Source organism: Gluconobacter oxydans DSM 3504 (genome assembly GCF_000583855.1).
Lineage (GTDB): Bacteria > Pseudomonadota > Alphaproteobacteria > Acetobacterales > Acetobacteraceae > Gluconobacter > Gluconobacter oxydans.
The window spans coordinates 872,524-888,784 of record NZ_CP004373.1; the positions used below are offsets into that span (position 1 = coordinate 872,524).

Consider the following 16,261-nt stretch of genomic DNA (forward strand, 5'->3'; position numbering starts at 1 on the left):
AAGACCTACCCCCCTGCCGAAACCGGCGGTGAAGCATCCTCACCGCCCCCTGTCAGCAGACGGAAAACACCTTCAGAAGGCGTCCCTTTCATCAGTGCCCCAAACCGGGTCTGCAGGTTTTTAAGCGTCTGCTGATCCTGCGCTCTCGACGCATCCCCCCCGATTCGCAGGACGAAAGCCTGCTGTTCTGACGAAAGCGTTTCTTTCGAAACGCCGCCCGCTCCGGGGAGACTTTCCAGCATGGGCACAAGCGCCTCAACCGCATGAGACCAGTCCCCGGCCTTTTCAGCCATCTGCGCCCGCAATGTCCACGCACGCGGATCCCGAATGGTCGCCAGCTCTGACGCCGCTTCCTCCGGACGATGATCCGCCAGTGCAATACGCGCTTTCAGAAGCGCCACCTCCACGGACTGGCTGCTGCTGCCGCCCGGAAGCGCCAAGGCAGCATCCGGAGATCCCTCGGCAAAAACCCCAAGATCCTGTCGTGCCGCCTTGAGGTCTCCCATATTGAGCTCAAGCGTCGCCAGCCGGATCCGGACATTCATCTCCTGGGCGTTACTCCCGGACGCCAGAAGATCCCGCAGGGCCTCACGTTCCTGATCCGGCAGGCCAAGTGCCTCGTAACGACGCGCCAGACCATCGAGAATGTCACCGCGCAGGGCACTGTCTGACGCTTTGAGCAGCGCATCTTTCAGAAAGGCAACCTCGTTCATGTTCTGCCGCGCGCCTGAAGACGCAGACCTGGCCATCTGCCGGATAATGTCCGTTTCCTGCACAGCGACCCTGGCAGCATCATCCGGATACAGACGCCCCCATTCCTGCACCGCCGCAGCGGCCCCTTCGAGGTTTCCGCCTTCCATCAGGGCTTTGATCTGTAGAAGACGCCCATCCTTCTCGCGTTCCGCAATCCGAAGAGCAGGCAGGATGCCATCCACCTGATCCGCAACAGCCTGCGGGGGAAGAGTCTTTTTTTCCAATGCCAGCCGGAGCGAAGCTTCACGAGCCACCGGCCAGATCAGTGGCGATGGGTCATGCGCAAGAACAGAGAGCTTCGCTTCTGCATCCGGCGTATTCCGCCGCGCCGCCAGCAGGGCCTTCGCCAAAGCCACCAGCGGACCGTCCGGAAACTGATCGAGCACTTTTGTGGCGCCATCACTTCCATAACGCGCGATCCACTGGGCGGCCAAAGGCAACAGACGCTCCTTCAGCGGACCTGCATAAGCCTGAAGAACAGGAAGTCCTGTCGCAATCAGATCCGCCGTCTGAAGACGGTCGCTTTCCGGAGATCCTGAAGCACTTTGTCCAACCCGACGGGAAGATGGCAGAAGCATCCGCATCATTCCGCGCCAAAGCTGGTCTTCCGGCGTACTCCCGCCATCTTCTGCCAGCGAGGAAGAGCCCGGCCGGGCATTGAGCACCGCCGATATCTGTTGCAGCCGGCGTGCTTCGGGCTTTTCCACCCCCTCAGGCCAGTCCTGCAAAGCCACGTCCATGACTTCGCCCAGAAGAGGGCCATTGCCAGCCCGTGCTGCCGCCTGCGCAACCCGCATCCGGGCATCAAAGCGATCACCCGAAGACGCCACGGCAGCAGAGGCTACACTCCGCCTGAGCGCTTCCCGCAGTTCTTCTGGGCTTCCCGTCCCCAGCCTGACACCGCTCAGGGAGGAGCCATAGGGTTGAAGCCGGTTGGATGCCATCAGCGGAAAACTGTCCGGCCCCATCGTATCCAGGATCAGTTTCCCACCCGCCTGACGCAACTCTATGGTGTCGGAATCAGCCGCAACCACGATACCGATCAGACTGCTCCGGACCGCGAAGCCGGTTCCCAGGCGCCGCATGGGCTGCTGAATGCGGCCTGAGCGCGTCATTCCCAACAGAAGCCTTCGCCCTGAATCAGGATCATCCAGTGCGACAACCTGCGGCAGACCTTCCGCAACCGGCGGCATGAACGTCAAGGCGTTTGCATCCTGCCCGAGCAGCATATCGGCCTGAGGCTTTACATCCGTGGCAACTGACAGCGTCCACCCGGCCCCGACAGGACGAAGAACAGGATCGCGTTCGTCGGACAACGTTACGGTAATGACCGTCACATCTGACAGGATCCGGCTGGAAACAGATTTGAAAGGCCCGATCCCGGCCAGACCCGCCGTATCCAGGACATGCCGCCCCGCCGCCACGAGCACGATATTCTGCCCATTGCGGAACGCCGCAACAGGCGTCAGTTCACCCAAAGGCAGCCACAGTCCGGTTGCGCCGGGGACCTGCACGGACGTTCCATAAGCGGGAGCTGTCGTCGCCTGTGAGGGAGTTCCGGTGAGTGAGGCCGGCCCAGCAGAAACCCGTTTTTCCTGTACTGCTTTTTCAGGATGCGGAAAAAGCGGCGACGGGTCGTTCAGAAAAGCCCAGCCCGCAGGCAACAGCTTCTCATCAGCGGCTTTTGCAGGGCCTGCATCTACCTTTTCCGGCTTGGCGCTGACAACTTTAGGCGCAGGCGCGGCCACAGCAGTTTCGAGCAGCGACAGGGTCAGTGCAGTGGCCAGAAACGCCCGTTTCATCCGTTACCACCGATCCGGGTGGCAGGCCGCGCATGAGAGTTCACAAGAAGCTGCGTGGCGAGAATGGCGCGCTGGGGGGACATGGCTTCCATGATTGCGGACGCCTTGCGCGGATTCATCCTGTTGAGCAGCGCCACACCAACACGCAGATCAAGAATATTGAAGATTGCTGCGGCATCTTCGGGTTTCATCGCCTGATAGATCTTGACCAGCCTGTCAGCATCATCATTCCGCAGCTGGTCCGTATGCTGTTCGCTGTTCTCAAGGGCAGTCCGGGAATTTTCCAGCGCTGTCATCCGTCGCTGCAGCTCTTCCTCAGCCGCATCAACCAGGCGCTGGCGGTCATTCAGTGCTGCATCACGCCGATCCAGCTCCTTTTCCCGGGCAGCGAGCTGTTCCACGAGTGCGGGATCTGCTGGCTGAGCCGTTGGTGCTGGCGCAGCTGGCACGGGTCCCTTGCAGCCCCCATGCGCACACAGATCATCCGTTTTCGGAACAGCCATCGCCAGGGTGGGGGCAGCTCCCGCGGGCTTGGGTGCCGCCGGTGGAGCTTCTATCGGCGCAGCGGGCTGCGGCTGCGGCTGCGGCTGCGGCTGCGGCTGGGCCATCGCAACAGTTGTCAGAGACGAAGAGGGAGAATCCGCGTCGCCCATCAGATCACCCGCGATCGCGTAGATCTTGACCCCGAGAAGAACGATCATGAGACCGCAGGCAAGATGCAGGATACGGAAAAACATGACGTCTTATCCCTGCTTCTGACGAAGAGCGCGCAGAAGTTCACGCTCGGCAGCACTCTTGCTGCCACTGGGCTTCATGGTCCGCACTTCGTCCGGCTTCAGGCGAAGCGCAGAGCGGAACGGGGCTTCCTCGGGCCGTTCCTCAACACGGGGAGACGCCTTCATGCCTGCGGTGGCGACACGCCCGGCGGGAAGGAGAGATTCCAGTTGCTGGGCCAGCGTCTCGGAGCGTTCGCACAGCATGGCCAGATCCCGCTTCAGGCTCTTGCCGGACTCAACGGTTTTCCCCAGGGCACGGCCGACGAGTTCCGTCGTCTGGCGCAGATGATCAATGCCGGACTGCGCCTGCGCACTACTGGACTGGAGACTAGCGATCAGGGCATCGAGCTGTCCGCGGTCACGCCGCAGGACGGAGAGGGCACGCCCCAGATAGAGACTGTAGAAAATCGTCACCAGCAGCAGCACTGACAGGGCGATCTCGATCCCAAGCTGAAATCTGTCCATGAAATATGCTCCGCTCAGCTATAGGATGTGGCACGATCCGTGCCGGGTTTCTGGTTAAGAACGTCTTCGATCTTGACGGCGACCTGTCCCTGCTTTCGCCCGACACGCCCCGTAAAAAGGACATGTTCGCCACACCGCAGGCTGACGGGAGCATCCGGCTTGCGACGCAGGACAAGCTGATCCCCCGGAGCGAGCTTCATGATGTCTTTCAGATTCATGGTCTGCTCTTCCAGAACGGCATCCAGGGTCAGATCCGTCTGCCAGAGCTCTCGGGCGAGATGGTTTTCCCAGATGCCGTCATGACCGAATTTCTCACCCATGAACTGCTGCAGGAGAATGTCTCTGACAGGCTCGAGCGTGGCGTGGGGCAGTACGATATCCACGTCTCCGCCGCGGCCTTCCATATCGATGCCGAACCGTGCGGTAACCACCCCGTTTCCGGCCCGGCAGATCATCGCGAAACGTGAATTCATCTCCAGTCGCTCGAAATGAAAATTGACGGCGCAGAGCGGGCTGAAACTCGTTTCCAGATCATCCAGGATGATCCTGACCATCGGCTCGATCAGCGCGCGCTCAATGGCGGTATGATGCCGTCCGGTCTGGCGGCTGGCCGGAGCGGTAAGAGCGCTGTCGCCACGGACATGCCCCCCAAGAAGGGCATCAACGATGCTATAGATCAGAGAGGAACTCAGTACGACGACGCCGTAATTGTCCCACTCTTCCGCCTTGAAGACCGCGAACATGGCCTGTCCTGGGACGTTTTCGAGATAATCTCCAAAACGCTGGGAGCCCAGGCGGTCCATGGACGCCTCGACGTTGTCGCTGGTGAAATTGCGCAGGCTTGTCGTCAGGATTCTGGTAAAACGGTCGAAGACCACTTCAAGCATCGGCAGCCGCTCGGACGAGACACCCGATGTGCTGACCACGCGCTCGATGCCACTGCTGTCAGCAGCGCCCGTGACCACAGAATCCTTGCCGAAAAAGCTGTCGATCTCGGCCTGGCTGAGAACATGGTCTTCATCGCTGTCATGGCCCAGCCCTGCCATGCCCTGTCCAGACAGAGGAAAGGCGGCGGCAGGTATGTCCGTGCCCTGGTCCGCAAAAGCGGTATCAGCCTGTCGGTCGTCACTCACTGCACCAGCACCTCTACGAAAAAGAGATCCCTCACACGCAGGGGCGCCACGATATTGGTGATCTGTGCCAGCATTGTTTCGCGCAGCCGGTAGATACCGCTGCCGGAAAGCTCCGAAGGCTGCATTCCGTGCAGACAGGTCTGGAACGCATCCTGGATCTGCGGCATCAGGGCCGCGATATTGGCGGCGTCCTTGCCGTCTTCGACCTCAAGCCGGGCACCGATCCGGACGTATCGCGTGCGATCCGTCCCGGAGTCGAGATTGGACAGAATGGTCGGAATGGTGATGGTGGTCCACTTCACCGGCTGAGGGGCAGTCTTGGCGACCGGGGTTGCCGCATGATGAAAATGCTTCCATGCAAAGGCTCCACCACCAGCCAGAAGCAGGCATGCCAGCACTGCAAGGATGATGATCTTGCGCTTACCCCCCTTCTTGACCGGGGTTTCGTTTTCCGGAGTCTCCGTCGTCACCGTTTGTCTGCCTTCTCTTTCGGACAGCGCTCATCATCGGCATAAAAGATTAACAGTGGGTTTATGATGCTCAGGAAAAGGCGAGTCTTCCTTCAGACGGGAACCATCATCCTGAGCCTTGCGGCCCTTGCAGGCTGCGCGTCCCAGCGTTCTCCGTACAACCGGTACTATTCCTCAAGCGGCGCCTATCGCGCGCCCGGTCCGGCCAGTGATCCGTGGGGCCCGTACATCATTCAGGCCGCAAACCGCTTCTCGATTCCCCAGGACTGGATCCGTGCCGTGATCCATCAGGAATCGGGGGGGCACCAGTTTCTGGATGGACGGCCCATCACGTCCCATTCCGGGGCAATGGGCCTGATGCAGCTCATGCCCCAGACCTATGCCGACATGCGCTCGCGCTATGGTCTGCGGTCGGATCCTTACGAGCCTCATGACAACATCATGGCAGGCACGGGCTATATCAGCATTCTCGCCCGGAAATACGGGGCTCCGGCCTTTCTGGCCGCTTACAATGCCGGGCCGCAGCGGCTTGAGGACTATCTGTACGAAGGGCGGCAACTACCCAACGAAACCGTCAATTACGTTGCGAGCATCACGCCGCATCTTGGCACGCAGGTCGCCATGACAGGTCCGCTGGCGGCCTATGCCACCGCCGATCAGCTGAACGCCTCGCAGTCGGGCACCGCCCTCGCAGGCCTGGCCCCGGCCCAGACAGCGCCTGCGCCGGTCATGACGGCGTCAGCCCGCAGTGTGGGACAGGTCTGGGCCAGCCGGCATGTCACGAGTGCCGCCGCCCAGACACCCATCGCAGCCCCCAGCGCCGTTCCGTGCAACCCGGACGATGCTTACGATCCCGATGTGCCGTGCGCTGTCCAGCCCGTCAGCACGCCTCCCCTCGCCGCACCGTCCCCGACCTTTGTTTCCAGACCTGCTGGCGATACGCTGACCATTCAGGAGCCGGTCTCTTCCCGGCCACTCCCGCCTGCTCCCGCCATTCCGACGCCCCATACGCTGCCGACACAGCCAACGGAATCGACCACCATGGTTGTCGGCTACAGGCGTCCCGGAAGCTATGGCCCGTGGGCGGTTCAGGTGGGGGCCTTCGGCAGCATCGGACAGGCGAAATTTGCGGCCACCATGGCACGACAGGCCGCATTTACGTCGCTTCAGTCCGCCCGAATCGAAGTTCATCCCACTCCCAGCCATGGCACCACAGTCTGGCGTGCCCGTCTGACGGGGATCAGCCGTGTCGGAGCGGCTCAGGCCTGCTCGACTCTTTCCGGACAGGGAATGGCCTGCATGGCTGTCCCGCCGGGACATTGAAGGCACAGTCCGGGGAACAGTTTCGGCCTCAGAAGCAATCCGCGTTGGCAATGCGGTCACTTTCGCCTATGTTCCCATGCATGCCACACATAGCTGACGCGCATGAAGCGTAGGCCCTCACGGCCCGGCCTCTCGTCATGCCCCATACAGCTTTACCGACACCTTTTACGACGACTTCCCAGGACGCGCAGATGACGACAAGCCCGGCTCCCGATCACACCCCGACCCATGCAGGGGCCATCAGTGAGGAAGGCTATCACAAGGACCTCGGACGCCGTCATGTGCAGATGATCGCCATCGGTGGCGCCATCGGAACAGGGCTGTTTCTGGGCGCGGGCTCACGGCTTCAGGTGGCCGGGCCGTCCCTTGCGATCATCTATGCGATCTGCGGCGTCTTCTCGTTCCTGATCCTGCGTGCGCTGGGCGAACTGGTCATGTACCGCCCGACCAGCGGCAGCTTCGTGACTTATGCGCGTGAGTTCCTCGGCGAGCGGGCCGCCTATATGGCGGGCTGGCTGTCCTTTCTGAACTGGGCCATGACTGGCATCGTCGATATCACGGCCGTGGCGCTCTACATGCATTACTGGGCGGTGTTCCTGCCGGTTCCGCAATGGGCCTTCGCGCTTGCGGCCCTGGCGATCGTCGGTACCATGAACATGATCGGCGTGCGCTATTTCGGCGAAATGGAGTTCTGGTTCTCCCTCATCAAGGTCGTGGCACTGGCGCTCTTCCTTATTGCCGGTGCCATCATCCTTGGGACACGCATGCCGGTAGCAGGCCATACGACCGGCTTTCATCTGATTACCGAAAACGGCGGAATCTTCCCGCATGGCCTGTTCTCGGCCCTCATGCTGCTTCAGGGCGTGGTGTTCGCCTATTCGGGCATCGAACTGCTGGGCACCGCCGCAGGCGAGTGCGAGGACGCGCGTGAGATCCTTCCGCGCGCCATCAACAGCGTCATCTGGCGTATCGCCCTGTTCTATGTCGGCTCCGTCATCCTGCTGGTCTGCCTGCTGCCCTGGACCGAATATCATGCCGGGACCAGTCCGTTCGTGACGTTCTTTCAGGCGCTCGGCATTCCGGGCATCGGCACCATCATGAACATCGTGGTCCTGACCGCTGCGCTTTCCAGCCTCAATTCCGGCCTGTATTCCACGGGCCGCGTCCTGCGTGCCCTCGCCCTTGGCGGCTCTGGCCCGAAGGCTCTGGGCAAACTGAACCGCAGCTCCGTGCCTTATGTCGGCATTCTTACGACGCTGGGTGTCTATCTGGTGGGCGTGATGCTGAACTACCTCATCCCGTCGCGCGTGTTCGAAATCGTCCTGAACTTCTCGGCGCTGGGCATCATCAGCACCTGGGGCTTCATCCTGCTGTGCCAGCTGCGTCTGCGGGCTGCGATCAACCGCGGGGACATCGCGCCGACAGGCTTCAACATGCCCGGCGCGCCCTATACGACCTGGGCCACTCTGGGCTTTCTTGGCTTCGTTCTGATCATGATGGCCTTCGACTATCCGGACGGCACAATCACGATCGGCGCCATCCCCCTGATCGGCGCCATCCTGATTGGTGGCTGGTGCCTGCTGGATCGCGGTCGCCGCCACGGCTGATCTTCTTTCCGGGCACAAAAAAGGGCGCTCCTCAGAGCGCCCTTTTTCATGTCCGCATGATGCGAAGCCTCAATGCGTCCGGCCCAGTTCGGACCACAGATAGGCGTAGCTGAGCGCCTGCGTCTGGGCGATTTCCTTCTGGCTGGCCCCAAAGCCATGACCACCCGCCACCTGCTCCCAGTAATAATACGGCAGCTTCAGCTCGCTCATCCGCCATGCAAAACGACGGGCATGAACCGGGCCAACCCGATCATCCTTGGTGGTCGTCTCAATGAACGGCACCGGGTATTTCACATCCGGCTTCAGGTTCTGAAGCGGGGAAATTCCGCGCAGGAACGCCTTCTGCTCCGGGATGGAGACCGTCCCGTATTCACCGACCCAGGACGCACCCGCCGACATGTGCTCGTAATTCATCATGTCGAGCAGCGGGACCTCGATATCAACAGCCTTCCAGAAATCCGGATGCTGCGTGAACTCGACACCCATCAGCAGACCACCGTTAGAGCCGCCCTGAATCGCCAGATGCTGCGGGGAGGTCACTTTCCGGTCCATGAGATCCTTCGCGACGGAAGCGAAGTCGTCATAGATCCGCTGACGATGCGTCTTCAGCCCTGCATCATGCCAGGCCGGTCCGAACTCCCCGCCACCACGGATATTCGCCAGAACATAGACCCCACCGCGCGACAGCCAGTTATTGCCGATTCCTGCCGAATAGAACGGGAAAAGCGGCACTTCAAAGCCGCCATAGGCATAAAGCAGCGTCGGGTTGGTGCCATCCAGCTTCATGTCCCGCCGATGCACGATGAAGTACGGGATGCTGGTCCCGTCCGTCGAACGCACTTCCTGCTGCTCCACCGTCATATCCGAAGCATCGAACTGTGCCGGCAGCGTGTGCAGCTTCTGCACCGAAGCCGTATCGCTGTTGAGTTCCCACAGGGTGGTCGGGCTCAGAAATCCGGTCGAGACGGCATAGGCCACGGGGCTATCCTCGTCGACGCTGGCCAGATCCACCGACATGTTCTGCGGCAGCGGCAGATCCCGGTGCGTGAAACCCGTACCGGACGGCGTATAGATCGAGATCCGGCCCCGTACGTTGTCATAAAGCGTGACGATCAGATGGCCGTGGCTCGTGGACACTTCCTCGATCATCTGCTTCCCGGTCGGTGCCAGCAGAAGCTGGGGCGCAACGGTTACGGCCGCCGGATCGACCAGCACCACACTCCCCTGCCGGAAAGTCTGCGTCCCGACCTTCCAGTCTTCCTTCAGCTGAACGACCAGACGGCCATTGAACAGCGCCGCCACGTCTGCCTTCAGGGGAATGGCAACCGGCGTCACCTGACCATCGCGATACAGGAACACTTTTGCCGAAAATGCATCCAGACCTTCACGGATCAGCGTGACCTGATGCCCCGCCCCGTCATGCAGGACTTCCGGCCCGACCTCGACGTCCTTGCGGTTGCCGGTAAAGACCGTCTGCGCTTCGGCCAGAGACTGCCCGCGCTTGAGCAGTTTCACGATATACGGATAGGACGATTCCGTAACATCGGCATCCGTCCAGGGATAGCTGACCAGAAGCGTGTCGCGGTCCAGCCAGCTGGAATCCTGCTTGGCATGAGGCAGGCTGAACCCGCTTTCAACAAACTTTCCGGTCCGCAGATCGAACTCCCGGACGGTCCTGGCGTCCTCGCCCCCATCCGAAAGATGCAGCAGGCAGAGATTCTGCTGGCTGTGCAGGCAGTCCACGCCCTCATAGACCCAGTTGCGCTTTTCCTTCGCCGCCAGTGCATCGAGATCCAGCGCGACCGTCCATTCCGGATGCTCGGTCGCATAGGAATCCGGCGTTGTCCGGCGCAGGATGCCGCGCAGATGCCGGTCATCGCGCCAGAAATTGTAGATCATCCCGTCAATCTGCATCGGCGACGCCAGACGGTCATGCGTCTGAAGCAGTTTCAGCGATGTGTTGTACAGACCCTGATACAGCGGCCCATGACCCAGAAGACGCAGGGTCCGGTCGTTCTGTGCCTTCACCCAGGACATGGCCTGCGCGCCATTGATATCGCTCAGCCAGGCGGGGATGGTGTCGGGGGCATCGGCCGCATGAAGCGGCGTGAACATGCTGCCCGTCAGCAGAGCGGCCAGGCCGACACGGCGGAAACTGCGGAGAACTCTCACTGTCACAACACCTTCTGATTGTTTCAGAAGGAAACTGTCATTCCACCACCGAAACCGCAAGTGTCGCCCCCGCCGGCGGCAGCCAGACCAGACAGGTCGTCCCTTTTCCCGGCGCACTCGCAATCCGCAGTCGGCCGCCATGCCGGTCCAGGATGTGCCGCACGATGGACAGACCCAGCCCCGTCCCCTGCCCCGCACCATCCGTTGGCGCGCCCACGCGATAGAAACGCTCGGTCAGGCGCGGCAGATGATGCGCTTCCATCCCGCAGCCATTGTCCTCGATCCCGAGAATGACGCCTCCATCAGCAGGCCAGCGATCATCCGGACTGGCCGCACGCCGTGCGGACAGGGTGATGGTCAGCGGATCGCCCTCCTGCGCGCCATAACGCAGGGCATTTTCGATCAGGTTGAGCAGGACCTGTACCATCTCATCTTCATCAGCGCGGACCAGCAGATCGTCCTCGATCTCCAGCTTCAGGGTACGCCCTTCCTGCTCGAAACGTGGCGCAACTTCCCCGAGCACCACCGCCATGAGATCGGCCACGTCCACCACGTCCCGGGGGCGCTGATGCTCATGCGCCTGTACGCGCGACAGGTACAGCAGACGGTCGATCAGCCGTTTCAGCCGCTCGGACTGCTGGCGCATGATGTCGAGGAACTGATGCCGCATGACCGGATTTTCCCCGGCCGCCCCCTGCAACGCATCGATGAACCCGCTCAGCGAGGCAAGCGGCGTGCGCAGCTCGTGGCTGGCATGGGCCACGAAATCCATGCGCATCCGGTCCGCCGCCTGCGCCTCGCTCCGGTCGGTCAGCACCACCAGAACTCGCCTGTCCTGCCCCTTCCCGCCCGGGAGCCGGCGCAGCATCAGGTGAAGCGTGCGCGGAACCGGCACATCGAGCGTAAAGGTCGTGGAGCAGACCGGCGGCAGATCCCCCCGATTGCTGCTGCCTGATGGACTGGCCGGAACCGGAGCCCGCAACGCCGCGGAAAGTGCGGCGCGCGCTGCGGGGTGACGCAGGATGGCGCCAACCGTTTCGCCGAACTGGGACGCGGCTTCCTCGTTGACCTGCACGATCGCGCCAAGCCCGTCCAGCACCACGGCGCAGGCTGGCAACGGATCAACCGGCAGGTCGGCCGGCGACACGGGTGTCAGATAATCGTCGGGCGGAGACGTCGGCACCCGCGGCTGGCGCAGAAGCAGCCAAACCGCCAGCACCCATCCCGCCAAGGCCACGCAGACGAGGACCATGCCCACCTGCAGTGGCAGCGTATCCGCTGCAGGCGGCAATCCTCCCGGCGGCACGCGTCAGCCGCCGTCCGTCGTCGGGCCGTCATCCAGGGCATAACCGGCCGCGCGCACGGTCCGCACCAGATCGACTTCTCCCGGACCGTTGATGGCCTTGCGCAGACGCCGGATATGGACGTCGATCGTCCGGATCTCGACATGGATGTTCTGGCCCCAGATCCGGCGCAGCAGATCCTCGCGGGAGAACACCTTGCGCGGATTGCGGATCAGCAGGTCCAGCAGGCGGTATTCCGTCGGTCCAAGTGAAAGCATCCGCCCTGCCCGCTCCACGCGATGCGTTTCAGGATCCAGCGTGATGTCCGCAAAGGACAGGCGGTCATAGGAAGACTGATGCCGCCGCAGCAGCGCCCGCAGGCGCGCATCGAGCGTATCGATGCTGCACGGCTTCATCAGATAGTCATCCGCACCCGTATCCAGCCCGCGGATCGCATCCTGCTCGGCCGAACGCGCCGTCAGGAGCAGGACCGGAACGTCGCGCAATGCGGGATTGGCGCGGATCCGGCGGCACACATCCAGCCCGGACAGGCCCGGAAGCATCCAGTCCAGCACCACGGCATCCGGACGGGCCGTCTCAAGCGCCAGAAGGGCCGCTTCCCCGTCCTCTGCCGTCTCGACGCGGTATCCGCGCTGCTCGAGATTGTAGCAGGTCATCAGAAGCAGGGCCGGATCATCCTCGACCAGAAGAACAAGCCCCTTGGCACGCGCCAGCGATGGTCCCTTCACCGAACGTCAGGCTCCTGCATCGTCTCTGCCACCGTCAGGGCCGACGCCGGGGCCCCGCGCGGACGCAGGGACGGCAGGTTGTCGCCCGTCACAGCATAGAAAACACGCTCGGCGATGTTGGTCGCATGATCGCCGATGCGCTCGAGGTTCTTGGCGATGAACAGCAGTTCCGTGCAGGCGCGGATATTGCGGGCATCTTCCATCATGTACGTCACGAGTTCGCGGAAGAGCGCCGTGTAATACTCGTCCACGGCGCGGTCCGAATGCCAGACTTCCATGGCACGGTTGGAATCCTGCTGCGTGATGGCATCAATCGACCGGCGCAGGTTTTCCTGCACCAGACGGCCCATGCTACGCAGGCCCGAAAGCGAAATCTGGTTTTCCGGCATCCGGATCCGCAGGGAACGCCGCGCGATGGACGAGGCGTAATCGCCAATGCGCTCCAGATCGCCGGTGATCTTCAGGGCGGCCACAATCTCGCGCAGATCGCCCGCCATGGGACTGCGAAGGGCCAGCAGGCGGATCGCAAGGCCTTCGACCTCGCGTTCAAGCTGGTCGACTTCCGGGTCCTGACGGGCGGCCGCATCCGCGGCTTCCTCGTTACGGTCCGCAATGGCGGAAAGCGCGAGGGCCACCTGGTTTTCCACGATGCCGCCCATCTGCGCCATCATGGACCGGAGCTGGCCCAGCTCCTGCTCGTAGCTTTTGACGATGTGAGATCTGTCAGCCATGACGCGTTATCCAAACCTGCCGGTGATGTAGTCCTGGGTCTGCTGCTGCTTCGGATTGGTGAACATCCGGTCCGCGCTGTCCACTTCGATCAGCCGTCCCATGTAGAAGAATGCCACCTGATCCGCGCAACGCGCAGCCTGCTGCATGTTGTGGGTCACGATCGCGATCGTGAACTCTTCCTTGAGTTCGTCGAGAAGCTCTTCGATGCGCGCTGTGGAGATCGGATCCAGTGCCGAGGTCGGCTCGTCGAGGAGCAGCACTTCCGGACGTGTCGCAATCGAACGGGCGATGCACAGACGCTGCTGCTGACCACCCGAAAGACCGGAAGCGGGTGCATTCAGACGGTCCCGGACTTCGTTCCACAGTGCCACACGGGTCAGCACGTCCTGAACACGCGCGTCCATCTCCGCCTTGTTCAGCTTCTCATGCAGCCGCACACCAAAGGCAATGTTGTCGTAGATCGACATCGGAAACGGCGTCGGCTTCTGGAACACCATGCCCACGCGGGCACGCAAGATGTTCAGATCCAGATCGCGCTCCAGAACATTGCGCCCGTCGAAAATCACCTCGCCTGTCGCGCGCTGGCCGGGATACAGGTCGTACATGCGGTTGAAGACCCGCAGCAGCGTCGATTTACCACATCCGCTCGGCCCGATCATGGCCGTGACACGGCGGGCCGGGAAGTCGATCGAAATATCGTGCAGGGCGTGGTTTTCGCCGTAGTAGAAGTTCAGGTTGCGGACAGCCAGCGCCACTTCAGGGCTTTTCGCCACCTGCGGATCAGTCTCGGTCATCATGGAATCCTGTATCATCCCCTGCCTTGTTCCCGGGGTCATCCGCGTCGCGCCGAAACGCGGACGGCAATGTTGATGGCCAGCACACCCATCGTCACCAGCAGCGCGCCGGCCCAGGCCAGCTGTACCCAGTCTTCATAGGATGCACCGGCATACTGGTAGATCGTCACCGGCAGGCTCGCCATCGGCCGGTTGAGGCTGAAAGACCAGTTCTGGTTACCGAGCGACGTGAACAGCAACGGAGCCGTTTCACCGCTCACCCGGGCCAGAGCCAGAAGAATACCCGTCAGAACGCCCGTCTTGGCAGAACGCAGGCACAGCGAAAGAGTCACCCGCCAGCGCGTCGCACCAAGAGCAGCCCCGGCCTCGCGCATGGACGTCGGGACAAGCCGCAGCATGTCCTCGGTCGTACGCACGATGATCGGCACCGCCAGGATCGCCAGCGCAACGGAACCCGCAAGCGCGGAAAAATGGCCAAACGGCGCCACCAGGACCTGATAGACGAACAGGCCCACCAGAATGGACGGCACCGACATCAGCACGTCGGACACAAAGCGGACGCAGGACGCGAACTTGTTGGTTTCTGTCCCGTATTCCGAAAGATAGATCCCGCATCCAAGGCCAAGCGGCGTCGCCATCAGCAGCGCCATGAAGGTCTGGATCAGGCTGCCCACGATCGCGTTTGCCAGCCCCGAAGAGGAGCCGGGCGGTCCCATCGGCTTCATGATCGCGGCGGCAGACAGACCGGCAAGTCCGCGTGACAGCAGCGTCCACAGAATGGATGCCAGCACCAGCACGAGAATGCCGGCCATCACCATGCCAAAAGCGGTCGCCAGATGATCGGCGCGGCGCCGACGGGCTGCGCGCGGGTTGGGCTTCCAGCCGGTTGTGGAGACGACGGTTTCGCTCATTTCGTATCTCCCCGCAGCATCCGCGCCAGCGCCAGGCTGGCAAAGGACAGCAGCATCAGGATGAAGCCCAGCGCCAGCAGCGCGGACAGACGCAGCGACCCGGCCGGGCTTTCCGGGAACTGAAGGGCGATCAGCGACGCCACCGTGCTGCGGGGCGCAAACAGCGACCAGCCGACAGCCGTCACGTTTCCAATCACGAAGGTCACGGCCATGGTTTCACCCAGGGCACGCCCCATCCCGAGGACGATCGCACCGATCATGCCCGTCCGGGACCAGGGCACCACGACCTTCCACATCACGTCCCATCGCGTGGCGCCGAGACCATAGGCGCTTTCCCGCAGCATGGCCGGCATGGCGGCAAACACGTCGCGCATCACGGCCGTCATGAAGGGTGCGATCATGACCGCCAGCACCAGACCAGCCGTCATGAGGCCGGTGCCGAAGGGCGCGCCATGAATGATGAATCTGATCCCCGGAACATGCCTGAAATGGTGGGTCAGGAAGGGCTGGACCGTCCGCGCCATGAAGGGGACGATCGTGAAAAAGCCCCACATACCGAAGATGATGGAGGGCACGGCAGCCAGAAGCTGCACAGCCGTTCCAACGATCGCGGCAATCCGGGGGGGAGCCATCGCCGTCAGCCAGAACGCCGTCCCGAACGCCAGCGGCAGGGCAATCGCCACACCAATCAGCGTGCTGACGATGGTGCCGAACAGCGGCGCCCAGGCCCCGTACTGGTCAGCGACCGGATTCCAGACATCATGGAAGGCAAACCCGAGACCAAACGTCCGGAAAGCCTGGCTGCCTCCCACGCCCATAAGGACCACGAGACCACCCAGCACCACCAGAACCAGAAGCGCCGAAGCGGCGACCAGAAGGTGAAATGCGGTATCGGGCCCGCTACGGCGGCTTCCACTGTGGGAAACACCGGCCTTGTCGCGGGCCTCTTCGGGCTGCGTGGCTGTGGCAAGGGTCATGCGTGAGGAGCTCTGACTTGAAAAACGGGCATTATCCGGCAGCTTCAGCCACCACACCAGTGCATTAGCCGTCCTGTCATGGAAGAACAACCGGAACAGGAACGACACGGGATGAAAGATTTATGTCATCCCCGCAGGCCATGGCCGTTACAAACCGCCCTGAACAGTCAATGGAACGGGCTGGGAGCAGCTCCCAAAACCGCATCCGGCAGCAGATCATGAAATTGTCCGCCTGAACCTGAATTCGCAAGGCAACCGTGGCACGGATGACACGTTTGAATGAACGCCGGCCCCGAAACGCCAAGGGGCGCGAG

At 62.2% G+C, this 16,261-nt stretch carries 14 protein-coding genes; 2 read left to right on the forward strand and 12 right to left on the reverse strand.

Annotated features, from left to right (window positions below; translation table 11 throughout):
* Positions 1-5: 5 nt before the first annotated feature.
* The 5 genes from GLS_RS03900 to GLS_RS03920 are packed head-to-tail and all read right to left on the reverse strand — an operon-like array spanning position 6 to position 5,399.
* Positions 6-2,555 carry a tetratricopeptide repeat protein gene (locus tag GLS_RS03900; RefSeq protein WP_041111303.1) on the reverse strand — a complete coding sequence of 850 codons (2,550 nt, stop codon included), beginning with the start codon at positions 2,553-2,555 and terminating at the stop codon, positions 6-8.
* Complete coding sequence (locus GLS_RS03905; RefSeq protein WP_041111305.1) at positions 2,552-3,292, reverse strand: MotE family protein; 741 nt, start codon at positions 3,290-3,292, stop codon at positions 2,552-2,554. Before GLS_RS03905 ends, GLS_RS03900 begins: the two co-directional genes overlap by 4 nt.
* 6 nt (positions 3,293-3,298) lie before the next feature.
* The gene (locus tag GLS_RS03910; protein ID WP_011252270.1) at positions 3,299-3,796 is read right to left on the reverse strand and encodes a DUF6468 domain-containing protein; all 498 of its coding nucleotides are present in this window, start codon (positions 3,794-3,796) and stop codon (positions 3,299-3,301) included.
* A 14-nt stretch (positions 3,797-3,810) separates the two neighbouring features.
* The gene (gene fliM / locus GLS_RS03915; protein ID WP_052327455.1) at positions 3,811-4,929 is read right to left on the reverse strand and encodes a flagellar motor switch protein FliM; all 1,119 of its coding nucleotides are present in this window, start codon (positions 4,927-4,929) and stop codon (positions 3,811-3,813) included.
* Positions 4,926-5,399, reverse strand: coding sequence for a flagellar basal body-associated FliL family protein (locus GLS_RS03920; protein WP_011252272.1), 474 nt, complete (start codon positions 5,397-5,399; stop codon positions 4,926-4,928). Before GLS_RS03920 ends, fliM begins: the two co-directional genes overlap by 4 nt.
* Positions 5,400-5,462: 63 nt before the next feature.
* On the opposite strand from GLS_RS03920, the gene GLS_RS03925 reads away from it, so the two are divergent.
* Positions 5,463-6,722, forward strand: a complete 1,260-nt coding sequence (locus GLS_RS03925) for a lytic transglycosylase domain-containing protein (protein WP_041111307.1) — start codon at positions 5,463-5,465, stop codon at positions 6,720-6,722.
* A gap of 191 nt (positions 6,723-6,913) precedes the next feature.
* Positions 6,914-8,329, forward strand: coding sequence for an amino acid permease (locus tag GLS_RS03930; RefSeq protein ID WP_041111308.1), 1,416 nt, complete (start codon positions 6,914-6,916; stop codon positions 8,327-8,329).
* 69 nt (positions 8,330-8,398) lie between these two features.
* Here the strand turns inward: GLS_RS03930 and GLS_RS03935 are convergent, their stop codons facing one another.
* The 7 genes from GLS_RS03935 to pstC are packed head-to-tail and all read right to left on the reverse strand — an operon-like array spanning position 8,399 to position 15,947.
* Positions 8,399-10,501: a prolyl oligopeptidase family serine peptidase gene (locus GLS_RS03935; protein ID WP_041111310.1), complete on the reverse strand. Its 2,103-nt coding sequence runs from the start codon at positions 10,499-10,501 to the stop codon at positions 8,399-8,401.
* Between the two features lie 37 nt (positions 10,502-10,538).
* Positions 10,539-11,792, reverse strand: a complete 1,254-nt coding sequence (locus GLS_RS03940; RefSeq protein ID WP_226986633.1) for a sensor histidine kinase — start codon at positions 11,790-11,792, stop codon at positions 10,539-10,541.
* Positions 11,793-11,810: 18 nt separating this feature from the next.
* Entirely contained in the window at positions 11,811-12,533 is a 723-nt protein-coding gene (locus GLS_RS03945) for a response regulator (protein WP_041111315.1), read from the reverse strand.
* Complete coding sequence (phoU, locus tag GLS_RS03950; RefSeq protein ID WP_011252278.1) at positions 12,530-13,264, reverse strand: phosphate signaling complex protein PhoU; 735 nt, start codon at positions 13,262-13,264, stop codon at positions 12,530-12,532. The genes GLS_RS03945 and phoU overlap by 4 nt, the downstream gene beginning before the upstream one ends.
* A 6-nt stretch (positions 13,265-13,270) precedes the next feature.
* The gene (gene pstB, locus GLS_RS03955) at positions 13,271-14,059 is read right to left on the reverse strand and encodes a phosphate ABC transporter ATP-binding protein PstB (protein ID WP_041112638.1); all 789 of its coding nucleotides are present in this window, start codon (positions 14,057-14,059) and stop codon (positions 13,271-13,273) included.
* Positions 14,060-14,097: 38 nt separating this feature from the next.
* A complete protein-coding gene (pstA, locus tag GLS_RS03960) occupies positions 14,098-14,970 on the reverse strand; it encodes a phosphate ABC transporter permease PstA (protein ID WP_011252280.1) in 873 nt (290 codons plus the stop codon).
* On the reverse strand, positions 14,967-15,947 hold the full coding sequence (pstC, locus tag GLS_RS03965; protein WP_041112639.1) for a phosphate ABC transporter permease subunit PstC: 981 nt from the start codon (positions 15,945-15,947) through the stop codon (positions 14,967-14,969). The genes pstA and pstC overlap by 4 nt, the downstream gene beginning before the upstream one ends.
* Positions 15,948-16,261 lie beyond the last annotated feature (314 nt).